Origin of the sequence: Halosimplex rubrum (assembly GCF_013415885.1) — an archaeon.
Classification (GTDB): domain Archaea; phylum Halobacteriota; class Halobacteria; order Halobacteriales; family Haloarculaceae; genus Halosimplex; species Halosimplex rubrum.
Window position 1 is genome coordinate 1,783,133 of sequence record NZ_CP058910.1, and the last position, 18,904, is coordinate 1,802,036.

Here is an 18,904-nt window from a genome sequence, read left to right on the forward strand (position 1 = left end):
GAGCGCCTCGAAAAAATCGCGGTCGGTTACGACTCGTCGCCGCCGTCGGTCAGCACTTCCACGTCGTCGCCGCCCTCCTCGTCGGCGAACGCCGGCAGGTCGTCGTCCGATTCGGACTCGCGGTTCTCGGACTCGCGGTCCCAGACCCGGGAGGCGTATTCGTGGCACATGGTATCACACCACCCGGAGCGCGGGACCGGAGCCAATTGAACCTTGGGGCGGCACTGTCCGGGTCGAACGTCGACGGGCGCGGGCGGCGGAACTACTCGGAGACGGCCGCGGCCCTGGCGTCCTTGGCGCCCTCGACGGTCTTGGCGACGGCGTCGACACCCTCGTCGTGGACCAGGTCGCCGACGACGACGGTGTCGGCGTGGTCGGCCATCGTGTTGGCCGACTCGTAGTCGTGGATGCCGCCGCCGTAGAACAGGGTGGACTCCTCCAGCGCGCCGGCCGCGGCGGCGACGATCTCGGGGTCGCCGAAGGTGCCCGAGTACTCGGCGTAAATTATCTCCTGGCCGAGCATCCGCTCGCCCACCTCGGCGTAGGCGGCCACGTCCTCGGCGTCGAGGTCGCAGTCGGACTGGGTGAGTTTCGCGGCCGCCGAATCGGGGTTCAAGACGACGTAGCCCTCGGTGAACGTGCGCTCCCAGTCGATGTCGTCGTCGATGCGGACCCACTCCTTCTGGACGCCGGTGAGCCAGGCGATGTCGCCGGCGTTGAGCACCGCGGGGACGAGGTAGCCGTCGACGCCGCCGCGGTAGACGACGTTGGCGGGGTTCGAGGGCTCGACGTACAGCGGCACGTCGTACTCGGCGCAGGCCTCGACCACGTCGGCCATCTTCTCCTCGGTGACGCCCGTCGTCCCGCCCACCTCGATGGCGTCCGTGCCACAGGTGACGACGTCCGCGTACGTCTCGCCGTCGACCAGATCCTTGTCCGGGTCGACCTTCAGCACGTGATCCCAGTCGTCCCACGGCCTCTGCATACTCGCACACATCTCACCGGACCGTAAAACCGCTTCGGATAGGAGTAGCGCGGGGTTTCGGCGCCGCCGTTCGGAACGCAGCGCCGAAATCCGGATGTAGGGGCCGCCGGAGCACCTACGCTTTTGGTGATCGCCGACAGGACATAGGGGTATCCGATGAGTCAGGCGACCCTCCCGTCGACGCCGTATCAGAACTCGAATCTCTTCTCCAACTACTATCTCGACGAGCGCGTCGCCGACCTCGACGCGTGGGACTGCGACGACGAAGCGCGCGCGGCGTTCGAGGAGCTACAGGACCTGTGGGAACTGGAGGGCGATCTCCTGCCGTCGTACAAGGAAGACGAACTGCTCGACTCGTGGATCGACGAGGTGCTCGACACCCTCGGGTTCGGGACGATGTCCGAGACGACGCTCCCCGAAAGCGGCGGGTACAACGACCGACTCCTGTTCGAGTCGGACGACGACCGCCGCGAGGGGGCGCTCCGGAAGAAGGAGGGCGAGCCCGAGGCGATGTACGGGACCGCCGCGGCCGTCCTCGAAGCGAAACAGTGGGACGCCGACTTCTCCGCGCGGTTCAGCGAACAGCGCTCCTATCGCGACGCCTCCCACCAGATCAAGTACTACCTCGAACACACGCCCGAGCGGATGCGCTGGGGCGTTCTCACCGACGGCCGCAAGTGGCGCCTCTACGGGACCAAGGACTACGCCACCGAGACCTACTACGAGGTCGACCTGCCGGAACTGCTGCGTTCGGGCAGCGTCGAGCAGTTCAAGTACTTCTTCGCGTTCTTCCGGCCGGCGGCGTTCCGCGAGACCGCCGGGACGTGTTTCCTCGACACCGTCTGGTCCGAGAGCGAGACCGCGGCGCAGGAACTCGGCGAGGACCTGCAGGACAACGTCTTCACCGCGCTCCGGGTGCTCGGCGAGGGCTTCGTCGAGACGAACGACCTCGACATCGACCCCGACGACGACGCGGCCCTGGAGCAGTTGAAAGAGCAGTCGCTCGTCCTCCTCTATCGGCTGATGTTCGTCCTCTACGCCGAGTCGCGGGGGCTCATCCACCCGGACGACCCCGACGCGGTCGACGAGTACGAGGAACACTTCAGCCTCGACACGTTGCGACTGGAGGTCAACGACGAGATCGAGGGCGGTGGGTCGCTGTCCGACTACAGCGAGCACGCCACGTCGATGTGGAGCCGGCTGGAGGACCTCTTTCGGCTGGTCGATTCGGGCGAGGAGTCGCTGGGCATCCCGCCGTACAACGGCGGCCTGTTCGACGACGACAACCACGAGTTCCTCGCGGACAATCAGGTCGCCGACCGCTACGTCGCCGAGGTGATCTACCGCCTGGGAACCACGAAAGCCGACGATGGCTCGTTCGTCCTCGCGGACTACGCCGACCTCGACACCCGCCACCTCGGCAGCATCTACGAGGGCCTGCTCGAACACGAGTTCCGCATCGCGCCGGAGGCCTACGCCGCCGTCGCCGAGGACGGCGGCCAGGTCTGGGAGCCCGCGACGGACGTGACCGTCGCCGAGGCCGTCGAGACGGTGGAGGCGGGCGAGCTGTTCGTCGTCAACGACGACGGCGAGCGCAAGGCCACGGGCGCCTACTACACGCCCGACTACGTCGTCGCCTACATCGTCGAGGAGACCGTCGACCCGCTGATCGACGACATCGATTCGGAGCTTCGTGCGGACGGGCTGGAGCCGGGCGATCCGACGTACTTCGGGCGGTTCTACAGGCAAGTGCAGGAGTTGACGATCCTCGACCCGGCGATGGGATCGGGGCACTTCCTCACGAAAGCGGTCGGCTATCTCACGGAGCAGGTGATGGAGGTCGTCCGGGAAGGTGAGCAGGGTCGTGACGAGCAAGTGATCCGGCGCACGCTCGCCAAGGAGTGCATCTACGGCGTGGACGTGAACGGCATGGCCGTCGAACTGGCGAAGCTCTCGATGTGGCTGGAAACGCTGGCGGCTGACAAACCCCTCGCGTTCTTGGACCACCGGCTCAAAGCCGGGAACTCGCTCGTTGGTTCGGACATTACGAACGTTCTGAGCGACGATTCCGAAATCGAAGGAGAAACCGTCGACCAGGACGACGGGATCGTCCAAACGACCTTCTCCCGATTCGAACGTGCCAGACGACGGACGCTCGATCACGTGATGGACCTGATGAAGGACCTACTCGCCATCGACAACGAGGAACTTGAAGACATCAAGTCGATGGAAGAGCTGTACGACAAGATCCGCGACGACCCGCTGTATCAGCGACTCTTCGAGCTGGCGAACGTCCATACGGCCGAGCAGTTCGGCGCGGACGTTCCAGAAGGTGCGTACGAGGAGATGGCCGGCGCTATCGAGGACGCCGACGACTGGGCCGAAATCGAATCCGAACCGTGGTTCTCGGAAGCGCAGTCAGTTGCCGGCCGCGAGGACTTCTTCCACTGGGAACTGGAGTACCCCGAGGTGTTCTTCGACGACGAGGGCGAGAAGCGAGACGATTCCGGGTTCGATGCCGTGGTCGGGAATCCGCCGTATGTTCCAACAGAACAAATCGCAGAACTTCAAAAGGAATTTCTCACAGAACGTTACGAAACCCTCTACAGAAAATATGACCTCTCTGTCGCTTTCTTAGAACGTTCATTCGAGTTAGCACGCACGAATGCGTTCACTGGAATGATTACACCAGTGGCCTGGGAAACAGGAGAAAACTATTCTAAATTTAGAGAGAAGCGCCTCGCTAGTGGAGAGGCAAGCATTGAAAAGATCATTAATCTCCCGTTTGATGTATTCGAAGATGCCTACGTTGACACAAATATAGCGATATTCCAAGAGTCGGGCGGCAATTCAGGTGAGTTTCTAGCAAAAGAGTTTGAAAAGAGAAACAGAATCCGCGATGTAGACGCACTCAGGGACGGATTCAGCAGAGTTCCCTATGAATATTTAACCAACGACAAAAATTCGAAAATATACACTTCCAGTAACTATTACGAATTGTTGCAATCCTATGAATCCGAGCGGTTCTCTGAATTAGGCGCACTTACGAGGTCCCAACAGGGAATTGTCGCCTCCTTTTTTGACTACTCTGATGAAAAGGAATCGGAGGATTTCCTGTCATATAAAGAGTGTGACGTGTATCGATATTCCTTGACTGTGACTGAGGAGCGATTCATTGATTTCAGCGGAAATGAATCACAAAAAGAATACTACACTCAACCAAGGATTCTACTCCGTCGATTAGTAAGCAGAGATGATCGGCTTATGGCCGCAGTCGCAGAGGAATCATTTGTAGTAAAGAAAGACCTGAATCCATTCATCAAAGATGGAACTGACCTGTCGCTTCGATATTTGTTTGCTTGTTTGAACAGTTCCCTACTTTCGTTCCTTTATGTGTCAACATCTGCATTAGCCCAAAAAGACGACTTCCGGCAGACAACACTCTCGGAAGTTCGATCCCTCCCGATCCGAAATTTAAGCATCTCCAACGAACCCGACGGAACAGAGTTAGAGGAACTTCAGAACCGGTACGAATCTGAAGAAAAATCCGCATTCCCACGGGTCAATGAATTAATTGAGTCGTCCACAGGTCAGAGGGCTATTCATGACTTTGTTTCTTTCCTCACAGTTAAGATAGAAGATGCCACAGAGAGAAAAAATCGGCTAAATACCAACCTCTTAGATTACTTTGGAGCATATTCTACTGGAGATTCCCTTGAAGAGATTGGATTTGTTCAACCGCCCGAAAATGTCGCTGGGTCTATCCTCCAGGAAACCACAAAACAGAAGCCCAATCTCAAAGTCGGCGAAGCCACGGTCAGCCGAGAATCGGATAGCACGGTCGAGATCAGACTCACAGCCCGTTACAAACCCGACCCAGACAAGAAAGGTGCGGATGCATACACCGAAACCGACCCGCTCCCGGCGCTCCGGATCACCGACCTCACCGAGACGGAGGCGGACCTGATCGAGGCGTTCGTGCCCGTCGCCGTCGATGAGGCGGGCGGGTTCGCGGGCTTCCGGGAGACGGCGACGAAGACGAACTCGCTTGTCGACCGCCTGCGCGCGCTGACGCTGCCGCGGGTCGCCGACGTGGCCGAGGGACTGGCGAGCTACCGCGAGACGATGGCCCGGGCCGAGGAGTTGGAGGCGAAGATCGAACGCACCGACGACCTGATCGACGAGATCGTCTACGAGCTGTACGGGCTGACCGACGAGGAGATCGAGATCGTCGAGGACGCGGTCGGGGAGTGAGGTCGGGTGTGACCGCGCTCGACGGCGAGCGATGAAAGCCCTCGCCCCGCTCGCTACGAGAGACAGCGACCGTACTCGACAGCAATCGATGAAAGCCCTCGCCCCGCTCGACGGTTCTGTGCGGGATATCCTCGGTCGCTTCGCTCCCTCGGATAGTGGCCCGCGCAGAACCGCCGACCGCACCTCGCCCTTTCAGTCCGCCAGGAGGCCACACCGCGCCACACACCTCCCCAACCGACTCCTTCGGTCGCGTTCGCTCCCTCAGTCGTCCCTCGCACGGGTGCGTCTCGCGGCCCTCGCGATGCTCGGCCACGCTCGACGGCGCGCGCCGCCCCAGGAGACCTATCGGCGCCACCAGACCTAACTCGCCGCGGTCCTATCGACGGACAATGCCAGCGGGCGCGCGACTGACGACGGTCGAGGAAGTGCGCGAGGACGGATCGTTCCTGTTCACGGCGACCGACTCCTTCGACGTGGACGAGGAGATCATCGTGGTCCCCTGCGACGAGGACGTGGCGGCCGACGGCGGCGCGCCGGTCGACGACGAGGGCGGCGTCGCGGCGTGGATCAACCGCTGCACGCACGAGGCCCAGCGCTTCGACACCGGCCGCGGCGTCCCCATGCGCGACGGGGAGATCGTCTGCCCGAAACACGGGTCGATGTTCGACGCCTGTTCCGGCGACTGCCACAACGGCGAAGCCGCCGGGACGACGCTCCCCGACGTGGACGTGGCCGTCGAAGACGGTGCGGTGTTCCTCGTCGACGAGGAGTACGCGTTCGAACACGAGGGCCAGATCGACGACGGCGACGAGGGTCCGAGTTCGACCAGTCACGTGGGTTTCTGAGGGACGGATATCGAACCGCACCGAGAAGCGGAGAACGAACGGCCGTTCGGACCGCGGCGCGCGGCGAGCGCTCAGTCGCTTTCGACTTCCTCGACTTCGGCGTGGATGTCGTCCATGATGTCCCCCTCGTCGCTCCCGTCTTCGCTTCCCGACACGGTGTCGTCGTCCGGGTCGTCGTCGTCGCCGTGGTCGACCTCCGGCAGTTGCGCGATCCAGTCGCGGATCTGGCCCGCGCTGACGCCCTGGATCTCCGTGGCGAGGCGGTCGGGGTCGACCTCGCGGAGGTCCGCGGGCTCTTCGACCCCGGCCGTCTCCAGTCGCTCGGCGGTGGCGGGGCCGACGCCGTCTAGGTCCTCCAGGTCGTCGACGGCCTGGCGGGCCCGGTACTCCCGGTAGTTGCAGATGGGACAGCCGAGTTCCCACGGCTCGTCGCCGCTGTGGACGACGAGTTCGGGTAGGTCGTGCTCGTCGCAGTACTCGTCGGTGATCTCGATGTCGCCGCGGCGCGGCAGCGGCAGCGAGTAGTCGCAGTCGGGGTAGCGGGTACACCCCACGAGTCGCGAGCCCGAACGCAATTGCTTGATCGCCAGGTCGCCACCGTGCTCCTCACCGCAGTCCGGACAGACGCCGATGACCTCGTCCTCGGTGTCGTCGGCCTCGTCGGCCTTGCACTGGGGGCAGCCGTGGACGAACGTGTCACGGCCGGCGAGCATCTTCACGTGATTCAGGCCGTGTTCCTCGCAGGCGTCTTCGAGGACGAGCGGCTCGCCCGTGCTCGGCAGCGGGAGGGTGTAGCGACACTCCGGGAAGCCGTCGCAGCCGACGAAATACGAGCCCTGGCGGCTCTGCCTGACGAGCAGGTCGTGGTCGCTCTCCGGACAGGGGCCCAGCCGACGGTCGGCCTTCAGCGACTCCTGGAGGTGGTCGCCGATCGCCTCGCGCGACTCCCGGAGCTCCTCGAACACCCTGTCGAGCATCTCGCGGGACTCCTCGGTCACGTCGTCGAGCGTCGCCTCGCCGTTGGCGATGGCGGACATGTCCGCCTCCAGCCGGGCGGTCATGTCCTCGCTGACGACCAGGTCGGCGAACTCCTCGGCGGCCTCGACGACCGCCTCCGCCAGCGACGTCGGCCGCGGCGGGTCCGACTCGATGTACCCGCGGTCGTAGAGCTTCTCGATGACGTTGTGCCGGGTGGCCTTCGTCCCGATGCCCATCTCCTCCATCTGCTGGATGAGCCGCGACTGGCCGTACCGGCGGGGCGGCTGGGTCTGCTTGGCCTCGAGTTCCACGTCGGTCACGTCGAGCGCGTCGCCCTCCTCGACGGCGGGGAGGAACGACTCGCTGGCCGACGAGTAGGGGTAGACGTCGTGGTAGCCGGCTTCGAGCAGGCGCTTGCCGGTCGCCTTCAGCTGGCAGTCGTTGGCCGCGGCGACGACGCGCAGGTGCTCCCACGTCGCGGCCTCGGCGACCGTCGCGAAAAACCGGCGGACGACGAGTTCGTACACCTCCCACTCGTCCTCGTCGAGTTCGTCGCGGTCGGGCACCGCGCCGGTCGGGTGGATCGGCGGGTGGTCGGTCGTCTCGTCGTCGCCCTCGGTGGCCTCGATCTCGTCGAGTTCGAGCAGCGACTCGGCGTCGTCGCCGAACTCGTGGGTCATCGTGAACTCGTCGAGCAACTCCTCGGGCTCTAAGTCCTCGGGGTAGACCGTGTTGTCCGTCCGCGGATAGGTGATGTAGCCCGTCGTGTACAGCTCCTCGGCGATGGACATCGCGCGCTGGGCCGAATACCCGAGCGACCCCGCGGCGGAGATGAACGCGGTGGTGTTGAACGGCGCCGGCGGGTTGTCCGTCCGGGTGCGCCGGCGGACCGACGTGACTTCTGCACTCTGGGCCTCCTGCAGGCGCTCGTGGGCCTCGTTCGCGTCGCTCTCGTCCCAGACCCGATCGGCCTCGCTGCCGTCGTCGTCGTAGAAGTACTGCGCCTCGAACGCCTCTCCGTTCTTCGCGAGGTCGGCGAACAGCTCCCAGTAGTCCTCGGGGTCGAACGCCTGGATCTCGCGCTCGCGGTCGACGATGAGCTTCAGCGTGGGCGACTGCACCCGCCCGACGGAGATGAAGTCCTCGCCGAGCTGGCGGGCCGACAGCGAGAGAAAGCGGGTCAGCGCCGCGCCCCAGACGAGGTCGATGACCTGCCGAGCCTCCCCCGCGGCGGCCAGGTCGAAGTCGATGTCGTCGGGCTCGTCGAAGGCGCTTTTCACTTCGCGCTCGGTGATCGAGGAGAAGCGCACCCGCTTGACCGGCGCGTCGGTCTCCTCGCGGATGAGCTCGTAGGCCTCCTTGCCGATGAGTTCGCCCTCGCGGTCGTAGTCGGTCGCGATGACCGCCTCGTCGGCCTCGCGGGCCAGCTGGCGCAGCGTCCGGACGATGTTCTCCTGGGTCGGCGACTTGACGATGTCGGCGTCGATGAGCTCGACCGGTTCCACGTCCCGCCAGTCCGAATACTCCTCGGGGAAGTCGACGCCGACGACGTGGCCCGAGAGGCCGACGCAGGTGGTCAGCCCCCACTCGTAGACGTTGACGCCGTTGCGCTGGGTCGTCGTCGCGTCCCCGCCGCTCAGGATCTCCGCGATGCGCCGCGCGGCGTTGTTCTTCTCCGTGATTATCAGTTCCACCGGACGCCACCTCCGGCTCCGCGGCAGTCGGTCATGGGAGTCGATAGGGAAGTCCTCGTCCTAAAGGTTTCGGGCGAAATCCGCCGACAGCGGGCGTGTACGTGCGATCGAGCGCCCGCGAGCGAGAGCGCCTGCAGGTGCGTGCGAGCGGGTGCGTCGCGCGTGGGCACGTGCGGAGGACTTGCTCGGGGGCGCTCCGCTCGCGGGCCTACGCCGCCCGTTCGGCCGCGCCGCTGGACTCCGATTCCCGGGGGATCGCGCAGGCGGGGTCGTGGCTCGCCCGGACCGCGCTCCCGGTCAGGATCAGGACGCTCGCGGCGAAGAAGAGCCCGCCGACGGGCGAGGAGGGGTCCATGAAGGCCCAGTAGACCGGCGTCGCGGCCGCACCGAACAGCGCGCCCGCGGCACCGTAGACGGCCGGGGCGCAGCAGCCGCAGGCGGTCGCCCCGGCGGTCGTGACCGTCCCGACGACCGCCCGCGGCGAGTCGACGCTCCCGCCGGTCGTGAGCTGGCGCGCCGCCAGCGCGGCGTTGCTCGCCACCAGCCCCCCGAGGATCCCCACCAGCAGCAGCGACCCCAGCGAGACGTACCCCGACAGCGGGATCGCGGGGACGTAAAACTCCAGGGCCGGCCAGTAGACCAGCGGCGAGGCGACCTGATACGGCGTGACGAACCCCTGGCCCGCGATGTCGGCGGTCAGGTCGGGGTTCATCGAGAGCGTCCCCGCAGAGAACAGGTAGAAGACGCCGAACAGCGCGAAGGTGACGACCGCGGTGAGCGCGGGGATCCGCGCGGTCAACACGCGCGGGAACGCCGTGTCGGCGTCGCGGTAGAAGACGTAGAGCACGGCCGCCGGCACCGCCGCGGCGAGGCAGTACCCGAGCGGGTTCGTCAGCCCTTCCTGGGGCAGCAGCGTCGGGTAGGCGATCCACGCCGCCAGCAGGAGGCCGAGCCCGACGTAGCGGGGGCGCTCGGGCCACTTCCAGCGGACGACGACGAGGCTCCCCAGCGCGACGACGATGGCCGAGACGGCGTTTATCACCGGGAACCACTCCGTCCAGTCGGGGGTCGCTTCCGGCGCGATCTGGATCTCGACGAGCCCGATAGTCCCCGCGATGACCGCCACCGCACCCAGCGAGAGGAGCGCGGCGCCGACCCGGTCGCTCCGCCCCCCCTCGCGAAGGACTCGAAACCCGACGATCCCACCGACGATTCCGAGCACGGTGAGCGCGCCGAGCAGCCAGTGGGGCGTTCCGGCGTGGGTCGTCCCCGCGTGGGCGACGACGGCGTCGAGGTTCGCCGCGGCTCCGACGGCGGCCGCGGCGACCGCGTGGCCGAGAGTCATTGTCGAACCTCCGAACCGGACGACAAAGGACGTTCTGATACGCGCGTCGAAAGTGCGATGACAGCGTCTGGTCGCGTTAGGTCCAAGTCAGGAGTTCGGAGAGAATTAAAGTCAACGCGCTCACCCCGCTGTTCGCAATAAGTGGGGATCCACGGATGGTATCCAGATTGGAGAATCACTAAAGCGAGTGCCAACAAGGGATACAGTAATAGGCCAAAAGTGACAACTCCGACGTATCCAAGATGGGGCCGTCGCTAGCACACGCGGATATCGATTCATTCGTTCAGGGGTTAGAGCCAGAAAGCTTCGATCCATCATCGCCACCCGAGAACGAGCTGTGGGTAAATGAGAACGCTCGGCAATTTATCTATGAGGTCAGAGAATATAGAAACCGATACGTTCACGCCGACTTCGAATGGTTATCCGATCAGCTAGGAGTTCCTCCGTCAGAGATCCAAGAAAATCCCGAGACTATCACAGAACATCTCACGGAGAAATATTTTGATGTCCACTTCTCCTTCGATAGGGATGAGACTGAACCATCAGAGGAACAAATAGAAAACTGGGGATACGTGCAGTGTGTTGCCTTTTCGTTGAATACTGCTTTCTATTTAGTCGATAGCTATCTGGAGAGAAATAGATTGGAAACGACTGTAGGTGAGATTAAACAGCGGTACTGGGTGCTTGTTTTGGCGATGACGATTCTCGAAATAACGAAAACGGTGTGAGGAATCCAGAATAAGATTTGCGAAAGCTAACTAACCGGTCTGTTTCCGTAAATCGAGCTCACGCCTACCCGTCCAGTTCCTCGCGGAGCAACTGGTTCACGTCGCCGGGGTCGGCGCTCCCGCCGGTCTTGCCCATGACCTGCCCGACGAGGAAGTTGATGGCGCCGTCGTCGCCGTCGCGGTAGTCGGCGACGGCGTCGGGGTTCTCGTCGATGGCTTCCTCGACGGCCCCCTGGACCTCGTCGCCGCTGGTCTTGCCCAGGTCCTCGCGCTCGACGATCTCGCCGGGCGCGTCGCCGTCGTCGAGCATGTCGCGGAGGACGGTCTCGCGGGCGTTTTTCGTCGTGATCTCGTCGGTGGCGACGAGTTCGACGAGGCGCTCGATCTCGTCGAACCGGTCGGACACGTCGGTGATCGCCATGTCGCGGTAGTTCAGCTCGCCCAGCAGCTCGTCGGCGACCCACGTCGCGGCCAGGTCCGGGTCGAACCGCTCGGCCACGTCCTCGAAGAAGTCGGCGACCTCCTTCGTGCTCGTCAGCTTGTCGGCGGCCTCCTCGCCGAGCCCGTACTCCGACTTGAAGCGCTCGCGGCGGGCGTCCGGCAGCTCGGGGATCTCCAGCCGTTCCTTCCAGTCGCTCACTTTCAGCGGCGGGAGGTCCGCCTCGCGGAAGTACCGATAATCCTTCTCCTCCTCCTTCGAGCGCATCGAGAGGGTGACGCCCTTGGACTCGTCCCAGTGGCGGGTCTCCTGCTCGACGACGCGGCCGCGCTGGATGGCGTTTTTCTGGCGCGTCTCCTCGTAGGCCAGGGCCTTCTCCGCGCCCTTGTGGCTGGAGATGTTCTTGACCTCCGTGCGGTTCGGGTCGGCCTCGTCGAGGACCGACGCGTCTATCTCGTCGGCGTCCACGTCGCTCATGTCGACGATGGAGAGGTTGGCGTCGACCCTGAGAGACCCGTCGCGGGTGGCGTCGAAGATGCCGAGGTATTCGAGGACCTCCGTCAGCTTGGCCAGAAAAGAACGCACCTCGCCGGGCGACCGGAAGTCCGGTCGGGTGACGATCTCCATCAGGGGCGTGCCCGCGCGGTTGTAATCGACGAGCGTGTAGTCCGCCGTATCGATCGAGCCGCCCTTGTGCTGGAGGCTCCCCGGGTCCTCCTCCAGGTGGGCGCGACGAACGGACACGGAGCGCCGTTCGCCCTCGACGGAGAACTCGAGTTCGCCGTCCTGGCAGATCGGCGCGTCGTACTGGGTGATCTGGAAGTTCTTCGGGAGGTCGGGGTAGTAGTAGTTCTTCCGGTGGAAGGTCGTCGCCTCGGGGATGTCGGCGTCGATGGCCTTGCCGACCTTGACGGCGGCCTCGACGGCGCCCTCGTTGACGACCGGGAGCGCACCGGGCAGGCCCAGACACACCGGGCAGGTGTGGGTGTTGGGCTCGTCGTCGCCCACGTCGGTCGAACAGCCGCAGAATATCTTGGTGTCCGTCTCCAGCTGGACGTGGACCTCCAGCCCGATGACGGTCGCCAGATCCTCCGACTCGACGGCTTGTGCGGTCATTACCCGCGGTTCGGTACCGCGGGGCTAAAGGCTAACGACCAGCGTCCGTTCGGCCGTGGCCCGTCCGGTCGCCGACCGCGGGGGCGCGGGTAGGCGAGACCTATCACGCTCGGTGCGAATGTCTGACGTAGGTTTATGACGGGGGAAGCCACTCGTAGTGATATGTGCGGTAACCGAGTCGAGGAGCTCGAATCACGCGTCAAGGAACTCGAGGCGTCCGTCGAGGGGCTGACGGACGAACTCGTCGAGTGCAAGGTCCGCCTCCGCGAGCTGGAGAACGCGGTCGACGAGGACATCGGGTTCACCCCCGACGAGGCCGTCGAATCGTCGGAATCTCCAGACGAAGTCGAGGCCGATAGGACTAAAACCGAGGCTACCGAGGAAGACGATAGCACGGAGAGCGGTCCCGGCGACATCATCATCGCCTAGACCGGCGCTCCACCGCGAGCACCATGCACATCAAAGAGCTCGTCCTTGACAACTTCAAGAGTTTCGGCCGGAAGACTCGCATCCCCTTCTACGAGGATTTCACTACTGTCAGCGGCCCCAACGGCTCCGGTAAGTCCAACATAATCGACGCCGTCCTCTTCGCGCTGGGGCTGGCGCGGACATCCGGCATCCGCGCCGAGAAGCTCACCGACCTGATCTACAACCCCGGCCACGCCGACGACGACGCCGACACCGGCGGCGAACGTGAGGCAAGCGTCGAGGTCATCCTCGACAACGAAGACGGCACGCTCTCGCGGTCGCAGGTCGTCACCGCCGCCGGCACCGAGAACGTCGGCGACGTGGACGAGATCTCGATCCGCCGCCGCGTCAAGGAGACCGACGACAACTACTACTCGTACTACTACATCAACGGCCGCTCGGTCAACCTCTCGGACATCCGCGATCTCCTCGCGCAGGCCGGCGTCACCCCCGAGGGCTACAACGTCGTCATGCAGGGCGACGTGACCGAGATCATCAACATGACCCCCGGCGCCCGCCGGGAGATCATCGACGAGATCGCCGGCGTCGCCGAGTTCGACCAGAAGAAAGAATCGGCCTTCGAGGAACTCGAAGTCGTCGAGGAACGCATCGAGGAGGCCGAGCTCCGCATCGAGGAGAAGGAGACCCGCCTCGACCAGCTCTCCGAGGAACGCGAGACCGCTCTGGAGTACCAGGACCTGCGCGACGAGAAAGGCGAGTACGAGAGCTACCGCAAGGCCGCCGAGCTGGAGGACAAGCGCGAGGAGCTCGCCGCGGCGACCGACGCCGTCGAGGACCTGCAAGCGGAACTCGAGGACCTCCAGCTCGAACTCGACGAGCGTCAGGGCCGCGTCGTGCGGCTGGACGAGGAGCTCGACGAACTCAACGCCGAGATCGAGCGCAAGGGCGAGGACGAGCAGCTCGCCATCAAACGGGAGATGGAGGAGGTCAAAGGCGACATCTCCCGGCTGGAGGACAAGATCGAGTCGGCCGAGGAGACCATCGAGGACGCCGAGAACGAGCGCCGCCAGGCGTTCGTCGAGATCGACCGCAAACAGGAGACCATCGACGACCTCGAATCGGACATCCGCGAGAGCAAAGTCTCGAAATCATCGCTGAAGGCCGACGTACAGGAGAAGGAGTCCGAACTCGAGGACGTGCAGGCCCGGATCGACGAGGTCGGCGAGGAGTTCGAGGAGGTCAAAGACGAACTGGAGGACAAACGCGAGCGGCTGGAGGCGCTGAAATCCGAGAAGAACGACCTCCAGCGCGAGCAGGACCGCCTGCTCGACGAGGCCCGCCGGCGGTCGAACGAGCAACGGGAGACCGAGTCCGAGATCGAAGAGCTAGAGGAGCGGATCCCCGAGATCGAAGCGGAGATCGACGACCTCGAGAGCGAACTGGACAAGGCGAAGAAGAACCAGTCGACCATCGCCGAGGTGGTCTCGGACCTCAAAGACGAGCGCCGCGAGTTGCAGGACGACCTCGACGATATCGAGGACGAACTCACGGCCAAACAGCAGGAGTACGCCGAACTCGAAGCGAAGGCCGGCCAGGACGGCGACTCCTCGTACGGGCGCGCGGTGACGACGATCCTCAACGGTGGCATCGATGGCGTCCACGGGACGGTCGGCCAGCTCGGCGGCGTCGACCCGGAGTACGCTGTGGCCTGCGAGACCGCCGCCGGCGGCCGCCTGGCCCACGTCGTCGTCGACGACGACGGGGTCGGCCAGCGGTGTATCGACTACCTCAAGTCGAGAGGTGCGGGCCGGGCGACGTTCCTGCCGATCACGCAGATGCAGAACCGCTCGCTCCCGAGCCTGCCGAGCCACGACGGCGTCGTCGACTTCGCGGCCAACCTCGTCGACTTCGACCGCGACTACGCGGGCGTGTTCTCCTACGTGCTGGGCGACACCCTCGTCGTCGACGACATGGAGACCGCACGGGACCTGATGGGCGACTTCCGGATGGTCACCCTGGAGGGCGACCTCGTCGAGAAGTCGGGCGCCATGACCGGCGGTTCCTCGAAGGGCACCCGCTACTCCTTCTCGGGCGGCCAGGGCCAGCTCGAACGGATCGCCGCGAACATCAACGACCTCGAAGACGAACGCCAGTCCGTCCGCGAGGACCTGCGGGACGTGGAGGACCGACTCGACGACGCCCGCGACAAGGAGAGCGAGGCCGCCGAGCAGGTTCGCGATATCGAGACCGACATCGAACGGCGCGAGACCGAGCGCGAGGAGACTCGCGAGAAGATCGCCGACCTCGAAGACCGCCTCGAGGAGATCGAGGGCGAACGCGACGAGGTCTCCGAGGACATGGACGCCATCGAGGCCGACATCGAGGCCAAGACCGCCGAGATCGACGAGCTCGAGGCCGAGATCGACGAGCTCGAGGCGGAGGTCGAGGACTCCGAGCTGCCGGACCTGACGAGTCGGGCAGACGACATAAACGACGAGATCGACGACCTGGTGGCCCAGATCGACGATCTGGACGGCGAACTCAACGAGCTGCAGCTGGAGAAGGAGTACGCCGAGGACGCCATCGACGACCTCCAGGAGAAAATCGAGAGCGCGCAGAACCGCAAGGCGACACACCAGGAGCACATCGAGGGCTTCGAGAGCGAGATCGCCGAGAAGGAGGAGACTCTCGAGGAGAAGGAAGCGGCGGTCGCCGAACTCGAATCGGAGCTGGCCGACCTCAAGGACGAGCGCGAGGACCTCAAGGAGGACCTCAAGGCGGCCCGCGCCGAGCGCGACGAGAAGAAGGAGGCGGTCGGTGCGGTCGAGAGCGACCTCGACGAACGGCGCGACGAGGCCGAGCGTCTGGAGTGGGAGGTCGACGAACTCGAAGCGGCGGTGGGCGACTACGACCCCGAGGAGATCCCCGACCACGACGAGGTCGAGTCGGAGATCGCCCGCCTCGAAGGCGAGATGGAGGCGCTCGAACCGGTGAACATGCTCGCGATCGAGGAGTACGACCGCGTCGAGGACGAACTCGACGACCTGCGGGACAAGAAGGGGACGCTCGTCGAGGAGGCCGAGGGCATCCGCGACCGGATCGACCGCTACGAGCAGAACAAGAGGGAGACGTTCATGGAGTCCTACGACGCCATCGACGAGCAGTTCCGCGACATCTTCGAGCGCCTCTCCAACGGTAGCGGCCACCTCCACCTGGAGAACGAGGACGACCCCTTCGAGGGCGGCCTGACGATGAAGGCCCAGCCGGCCGACAAGCCGATCCAGCGGCTCAACGCCATGTCCGGCGGGGAGAAGTCCCTGACCGCCCTGGCGTTTATCTTCGCCATCCAGCGCCACAACCCCGCGCCGTTCTACGCGCTCGACGAGGTCGACGCCTTCCTCGACGCGAAAAACGCCGACCTCGTCGGCGAGATGGTCGACGAACTCGCCGGGAAGGCGCAGTTCGTCGTGGTTTCCCACCGCTCGGCCATGCTCGAACGCTCCGAGCGCGCCATCGGCGTGACGATGCAGGGCGACAACATCTCCGCCGTGACGGGCATCGACCTCAGTTCCGAGGGGGTGCCAGCGGATGACTAGCGAGGGCTCCGAGACGCGCGAGTCGCGGAGCGACTCGGACGGTTCGACCGGGGAGCGAAGCGACCCGGGAGAAGCGGAGGCGTCGACGGAGACCTCGGACACGCGAGCGGGGAGCGAAGCGACCCGCGAGCAGAGCGACCCGCGAGACAGCGAGGACGACATCCCGCTGAACATCGCCGGCCACGAGGAGCGCGAGGCGCCGAGCGCCGACGACGAAGCCCAAACGGGCGCCGAGACGGGTGGACTCGTCACCGGCGACCCCTCGGTGGACGGCCAGCCGGATCCGACGGTCGACCCCGAGGCCGACGCGGCCGCCTCGACCGCGGGGGACGACGAGGACGAGAACGTCGAGCCGGTCGAAGTGCTCGTCAACCTCGCGGAGGACGGCGAGATCGACCCGTGGGACATCGACATTGTCGCGGTGACGGACAAGTTCCTCGACCGCCTCGACGAGGGCGACCTGCGCACGTCGGGCCGGGCGCTGTTCTACGCGAGCGTCCTCCTGCGGATGAAGAGCGACGCGATGCTCGACGACGGGAGCGAGGAGGAGGAGGAACCGTGGGAAGAGCCCTGGGAACAGGGCGGCGAGATGGCCGACGACGGCTTCGAGGGGCCCGATCCCTTCGCCGCGCTGGAGTCGGAGATGGACCGCCGGCTCGAACGGCGCCGCGCCCGCGGGATGCCCCAGACGCTGGACGAACTCGTCCGGGACCTGCGGGAGGCCGAGCGGGACAACTGGTGGAAGGAATCGCGGGAGTACGACACCAGCGACTCGCCGGGCGGCTTCGACCGGGGGACCCAGGAGTTGGACTACCGCAGCGGCGACGACTTCCGGATGGACGAGGAGCCCAGCGCCGCCGACGTGACCGACACCGCCCACGAGGAACACGTCGACGAGATCATCGACGACGTCCACGACGCGCTACGCGAACAGTACGACAAGGGCCGCGAGGAAGTGCTCTACCGCGAGATATCCGACACCGGCGGCTCGCGCGTGCTCACGTTCCTCGGTCTGCTCTTCCTGGCCCACCGCGGCCACGTCCGACTCACGCAGGACGAGATGTTCGGCGATCTGTGGGTGCAGGACCCGGGGGCCGCCACCGGCTCCGAGGAAGCCGTCGCCGACTGATCGTGTGGCGGTCGTCCGGCGGTTACCGAACGGTCACAGGTTCCCTGCGTATACTTTGCGAGTCCGCCCGGAGTCGGGTGGTTCACGAGCGCGAGTAAGCCGACGTTGCGGTCTCGTCGGGGCGAGAAGGTGGCTCATAGTTAACGAAACCCACGCCGGACGAGCGTACATGAATCTCGCCGTGATCGGCTTCGGTAACGCCGGGGGGAAGGTCGTGGACAAACTGCTCGCGTTCGAGTCGAACACGGGCCGCTCGCTGTGTCGGTTCGCGCTCGCGGTCAACTCCGCGGAGATCGACCTCGCCAAGCTCGACTACGTCCCGCGGGACAACCGCATCCTCATCGGCCAGACCGACCAGCGCGTCAAGGGCCGCGGCGCCGGCGCCGACCCCGAGGTCGGCGCGACCATCGCGCGCCAGGACCACCACGAGATCGAACGCGCCATGGACGGCGTCCCGATCCACGACATCGACGGCTTCCTCGTCGTCGCCGGCCTCGGCGGCGGCACCGGGTCCGGCGGTGCGCCCGTCCTCGCCGAGACCTTGAGCGACCGCTACGCCGAACCCGTCTACGGCCTGGGTGTCCTCCCCAGCGCCGACGAGGGCGGCCGCCCCGCGTTCAACGCCGCGCGCTCGCTGACCTCGTTCACCGAGGCCACCGAGAACCTCGTCCTGTTCGACAACGACACCTGGCGCCAGCACGGCGACTCCGTCGAGATGGGCTACGACCGCACCAACGAGGAAATCGCCCGCCGCGTCGTCACCCTGCTGGCCGCCGGCGAACTCGACGGCTCGCAGATCTCCGAGGCCGCCATGGACTCCTCGGACGTGAAACGCACCCTGGCCACCGGCGGCGTCAGCTCCATCGCCTTCGCCTCCTCCAGCCTCGAATCGGGCACCCGGGAAGGGAAGGGCCTCATCAGCCGGTTCACCAACGGTCACGACGAGGACCGCGACGAGAGCGACCTCACCATGAAGGTCCACGGCCTCGTCCGCAAGGCCGTCAAGTCCCGACTGACGATCCCAGCGGAGATCGACTCCGCCGAACGGTCGCTGATCGTCGTCTCCGGCCCGCCCTCGGAGTTCTCCCAGAAGGGCATGCGCCGCGCCCGCGAGTGGCTCGAACGCGAGACCGACAGCGTCGAGATCCTGGCGGGCGACGACCCCCGCGAGAGGGCCGACAGGCTGTCGGTCGCGGTGCTGCTCTCGAACGTCACCCGCGTCGACCGCATCGACGCCCTCCAGGACCAGGCGGTCGACGCGAAGTCCAACATCCAGAACCAGGCCGACACCCGCGAGGACGAGATCGACGACCTCATCACCGACGACTCGGGCGAACTCGACCCGATCTGATAGACCTGGTCTCTG

12 protein-coding genes are annotated in these 18,904 nt (G+C 65.2%); 7 read left to right on the forward strand and 5 right to left on the reverse strand.

The features are described 5' to 3' along the window. Positions 1-26 precede the first annotated feature (26 nt). Both HZS55_RS08760 and HZS55_RS08765 read right to left on the reverse strand, forming a co-directional pair. Positions 27-170, reverse strand: a complete 144-nt coding sequence (locus HZS55_RS08760; protein ID WP_179911305.1) for a hypothetical protein — start codon at positions 168-170, stop codon at positions 27-29. 92 nt (positions 171-262) lie between these two features. Then, positions 263-985, reverse strand: a complete 723-nt coding sequence (locus HZS55_RS08765) for a phosphoglycerol geranylgeranyltransferase (RefSeq protein WP_179911306.1) — start codon at positions 983-985, stop codon at positions 263-265. Positions 986-1,141: 156 nt separating this feature from the next. On the opposite strand from HZS55_RS08765, the gene HZS55_RS08770 reads away from it, so the two are divergent. Beyond that, a complete protein-coding gene (locus HZS55_RS08770; protein WP_179911307.1) occupies positions 1,142-5,239 on the forward strand; it encodes an Eco57I restriction-modification methylase domain-containing protein in 4,098 nt (1,365 codons plus the stop codon). Between the two features lie 389 nt (positions 5,240-5,628). Beyond that, positions 5,629-6,084, forward strand: coding sequence for a Rieske (2Fe-2S) protein (locus HZS55_RS08775; RefSeq protein WP_179911308.1), 456 nt, complete (start codon positions 5,629-5,631; stop codon positions 6,082-6,084). A 71-nt stretch (positions 6,085-6,155) separates the two neighbouring features. Here HZS55_RS08775 and HZS55_RS08780 read toward each other — a convergent pair whose 3' ends face one another. Continuing rightward, entirely contained in the window at positions 6,156-8,756 is a 2,601-nt protein-coding gene (locus tag HZS55_RS08780) for a DNA topoisomerase I (protein ID WP_179911309.1), read from the reverse strand. A 208-nt stretch (positions 8,757-8,964) separates the two neighbouring features. Beyond that, positions 8,965-10,101, reverse strand: a complete 1,137-nt coding sequence (locus HZS55_RS08785; protein WP_179911310.1) for a hypothetical protein — start codon at positions 10,099-10,101, stop codon at positions 8,965-8,967. 242 nt (positions 10,102-10,343) lie between these two features. On the opposite strand from HZS55_RS08785, the gene HZS55_RS08790 reads away from it, so the two are divergent. Beyond that, positions 10,344-10,829: a hypothetical protein gene (locus HZS55_RS08790; RefSeq protein WP_179911311.1), complete on the forward strand. Its 486-nt coding sequence runs from the start codon at positions 10,344-10,346 to the stop codon at positions 10,827-10,829. 64 nt (positions 10,830-10,893) lie between these two features. Here the strand turns inward: HZS55_RS08790 and gatB are convergent, their stop codons facing one another. Beyond that, the gene (gene gatB, locus HZS55_RS08795) at positions 10,894-12,384 is read right to left on the reverse strand and encodes an Asp-tRNA(Asn)/Glu-tRNA(Gln) amidotransferase subunit GatB (protein ID WP_179911312.1); all 1,491 of its coding nucleotides are present in this window, start codon (positions 12,382-12,384) and stop codon (positions 10,894-10,896) included. Positions 12,385-12,546: 162 nt separating this feature from the next. On the opposite strand from gatB, the gene HZS55_RS08800 reads away from it, so the two are divergent. The 4 genes from HZS55_RS08800 (at position 12,547) to HZS55_RS08815 (ending at position 18,889) form a co-directional block, all read left to right on the forward strand. Then, entirely contained in the window at positions 12,547-12,813 is a 267-nt protein-coding gene (locus HZS55_RS08800; protein ID WP_179911313.1) for a DUF7518 family protein, read from the forward strand. Between the two features lie 23 nt (positions 12,814-12,836). Beyond that, a complete protein-coding gene (smc, locus tag HZS55_RS08805) occupies positions 12,837-16,409 on the forward strand; it encodes a chromosome segregation protein SMC (RefSeq protein ID WP_179911314.1) in 3,573 nt (1,190 codons plus the stop codon). Further along, entirely contained in the window at positions 16,402-17,538 is a 1,137-nt protein-coding gene (locus HZS55_RS08810) for a segregation and condensation protein A (protein WP_179911315.1), read from the forward strand. Before smc ends, HZS55_RS08810 begins: the two co-directional genes overlap by 8 nt. 169 nt (positions 17,539-17,707) lie before the next feature. Continuing rightward, on the forward strand, positions 17,708-18,889 hold the full coding sequence (locus tag HZS55_RS08815) for a tubulin/FtsZ family protein (RefSeq protein ID WP_179911316.1): 1,182 nt from the start codon (positions 17,708-17,710) through the stop codon (positions 18,887-18,889). Positions 18,890-18,904: the final 15 nt, after the last annotated feature.

Bases quoted from the DNA above. Each gene is read 5' to 3' on its own strand.
- HZS55_RS08760 (WP_179911305.1), bottom strand. From the start codon at position 170: ATGTGCCACGAATACGCCTCCCGGGTCTGGGACCGCGAGTCCGAGAAC.
- HZS55_RS08765 (WP_179911306.1), bottom strand. From the start codon at position 985: ATGCAGAGGCCGTGGGACGACTGGGATCACGTGCTGAAGGTCGACCCG.
- HZS55_RS08770 (WP_179911307.1), top strand. From the start codon at position 1,142: ATGAGTCAGGCGACCCTCCCGTCGACGCCGTATCAGAACTCGAATCTC.
- HZS55_RS08775 (WP_179911308.1), top strand. From the start codon at position 5,629: ATGCCAGCGGGCGCGCGACTGACGACGGTCGAGGAAGTGCGCGAGGAC.
- HZS55_RS08785 (WP_179911310.1), bottom strand. From the start codon at position 10,101: ATGACTCTCGGCCACGCGGTCGCCGCGGCCGCCGTCGGAGCCGCGGCG.
- HZS55_RS08790 (WP_179911311.1), top strand. From the start codon at position 10,344: ATGGGGCCGTCGCTAGCACACGCGGATATCGATTCATTCGTTCAGGGG.
- gatB (WP_179911312.1), bottom strand. From the start codon at position 12,384: ATGACCGCACAAGCCGTCGAGTCGGAGGATCTGGCGACCGTCATCGGG.
- HZS55_RS08800 (WP_179911313.1), top strand. From the start codon at position 12,547: ATGTGCGGTAACCGAGTCGAGGAGCTCGAATCACGCGTCAAGGAACTC.
- smc (WP_179911314.1), top strand. From the start codon at position 12,837: ATGCACATCAAAGAGCTCGTCCTTGACAACTTCAAGAGTTTCGGCCGG.
- HZS55_RS08810 (WP_179911315.1), top strand. From the start codon at position 16,402: ATGACTAGCGAGGGCTCCGAGACGCGCGAGTCGCGGAGCGACTCGGAC.
- HZS55_RS08815 (WP_179911316.1), top strand. From the start codon at position 17,708: ATGAATCTCGCCGTGATCGGCTTCGGTAACGCCGGGGGGAAGGTCGTG.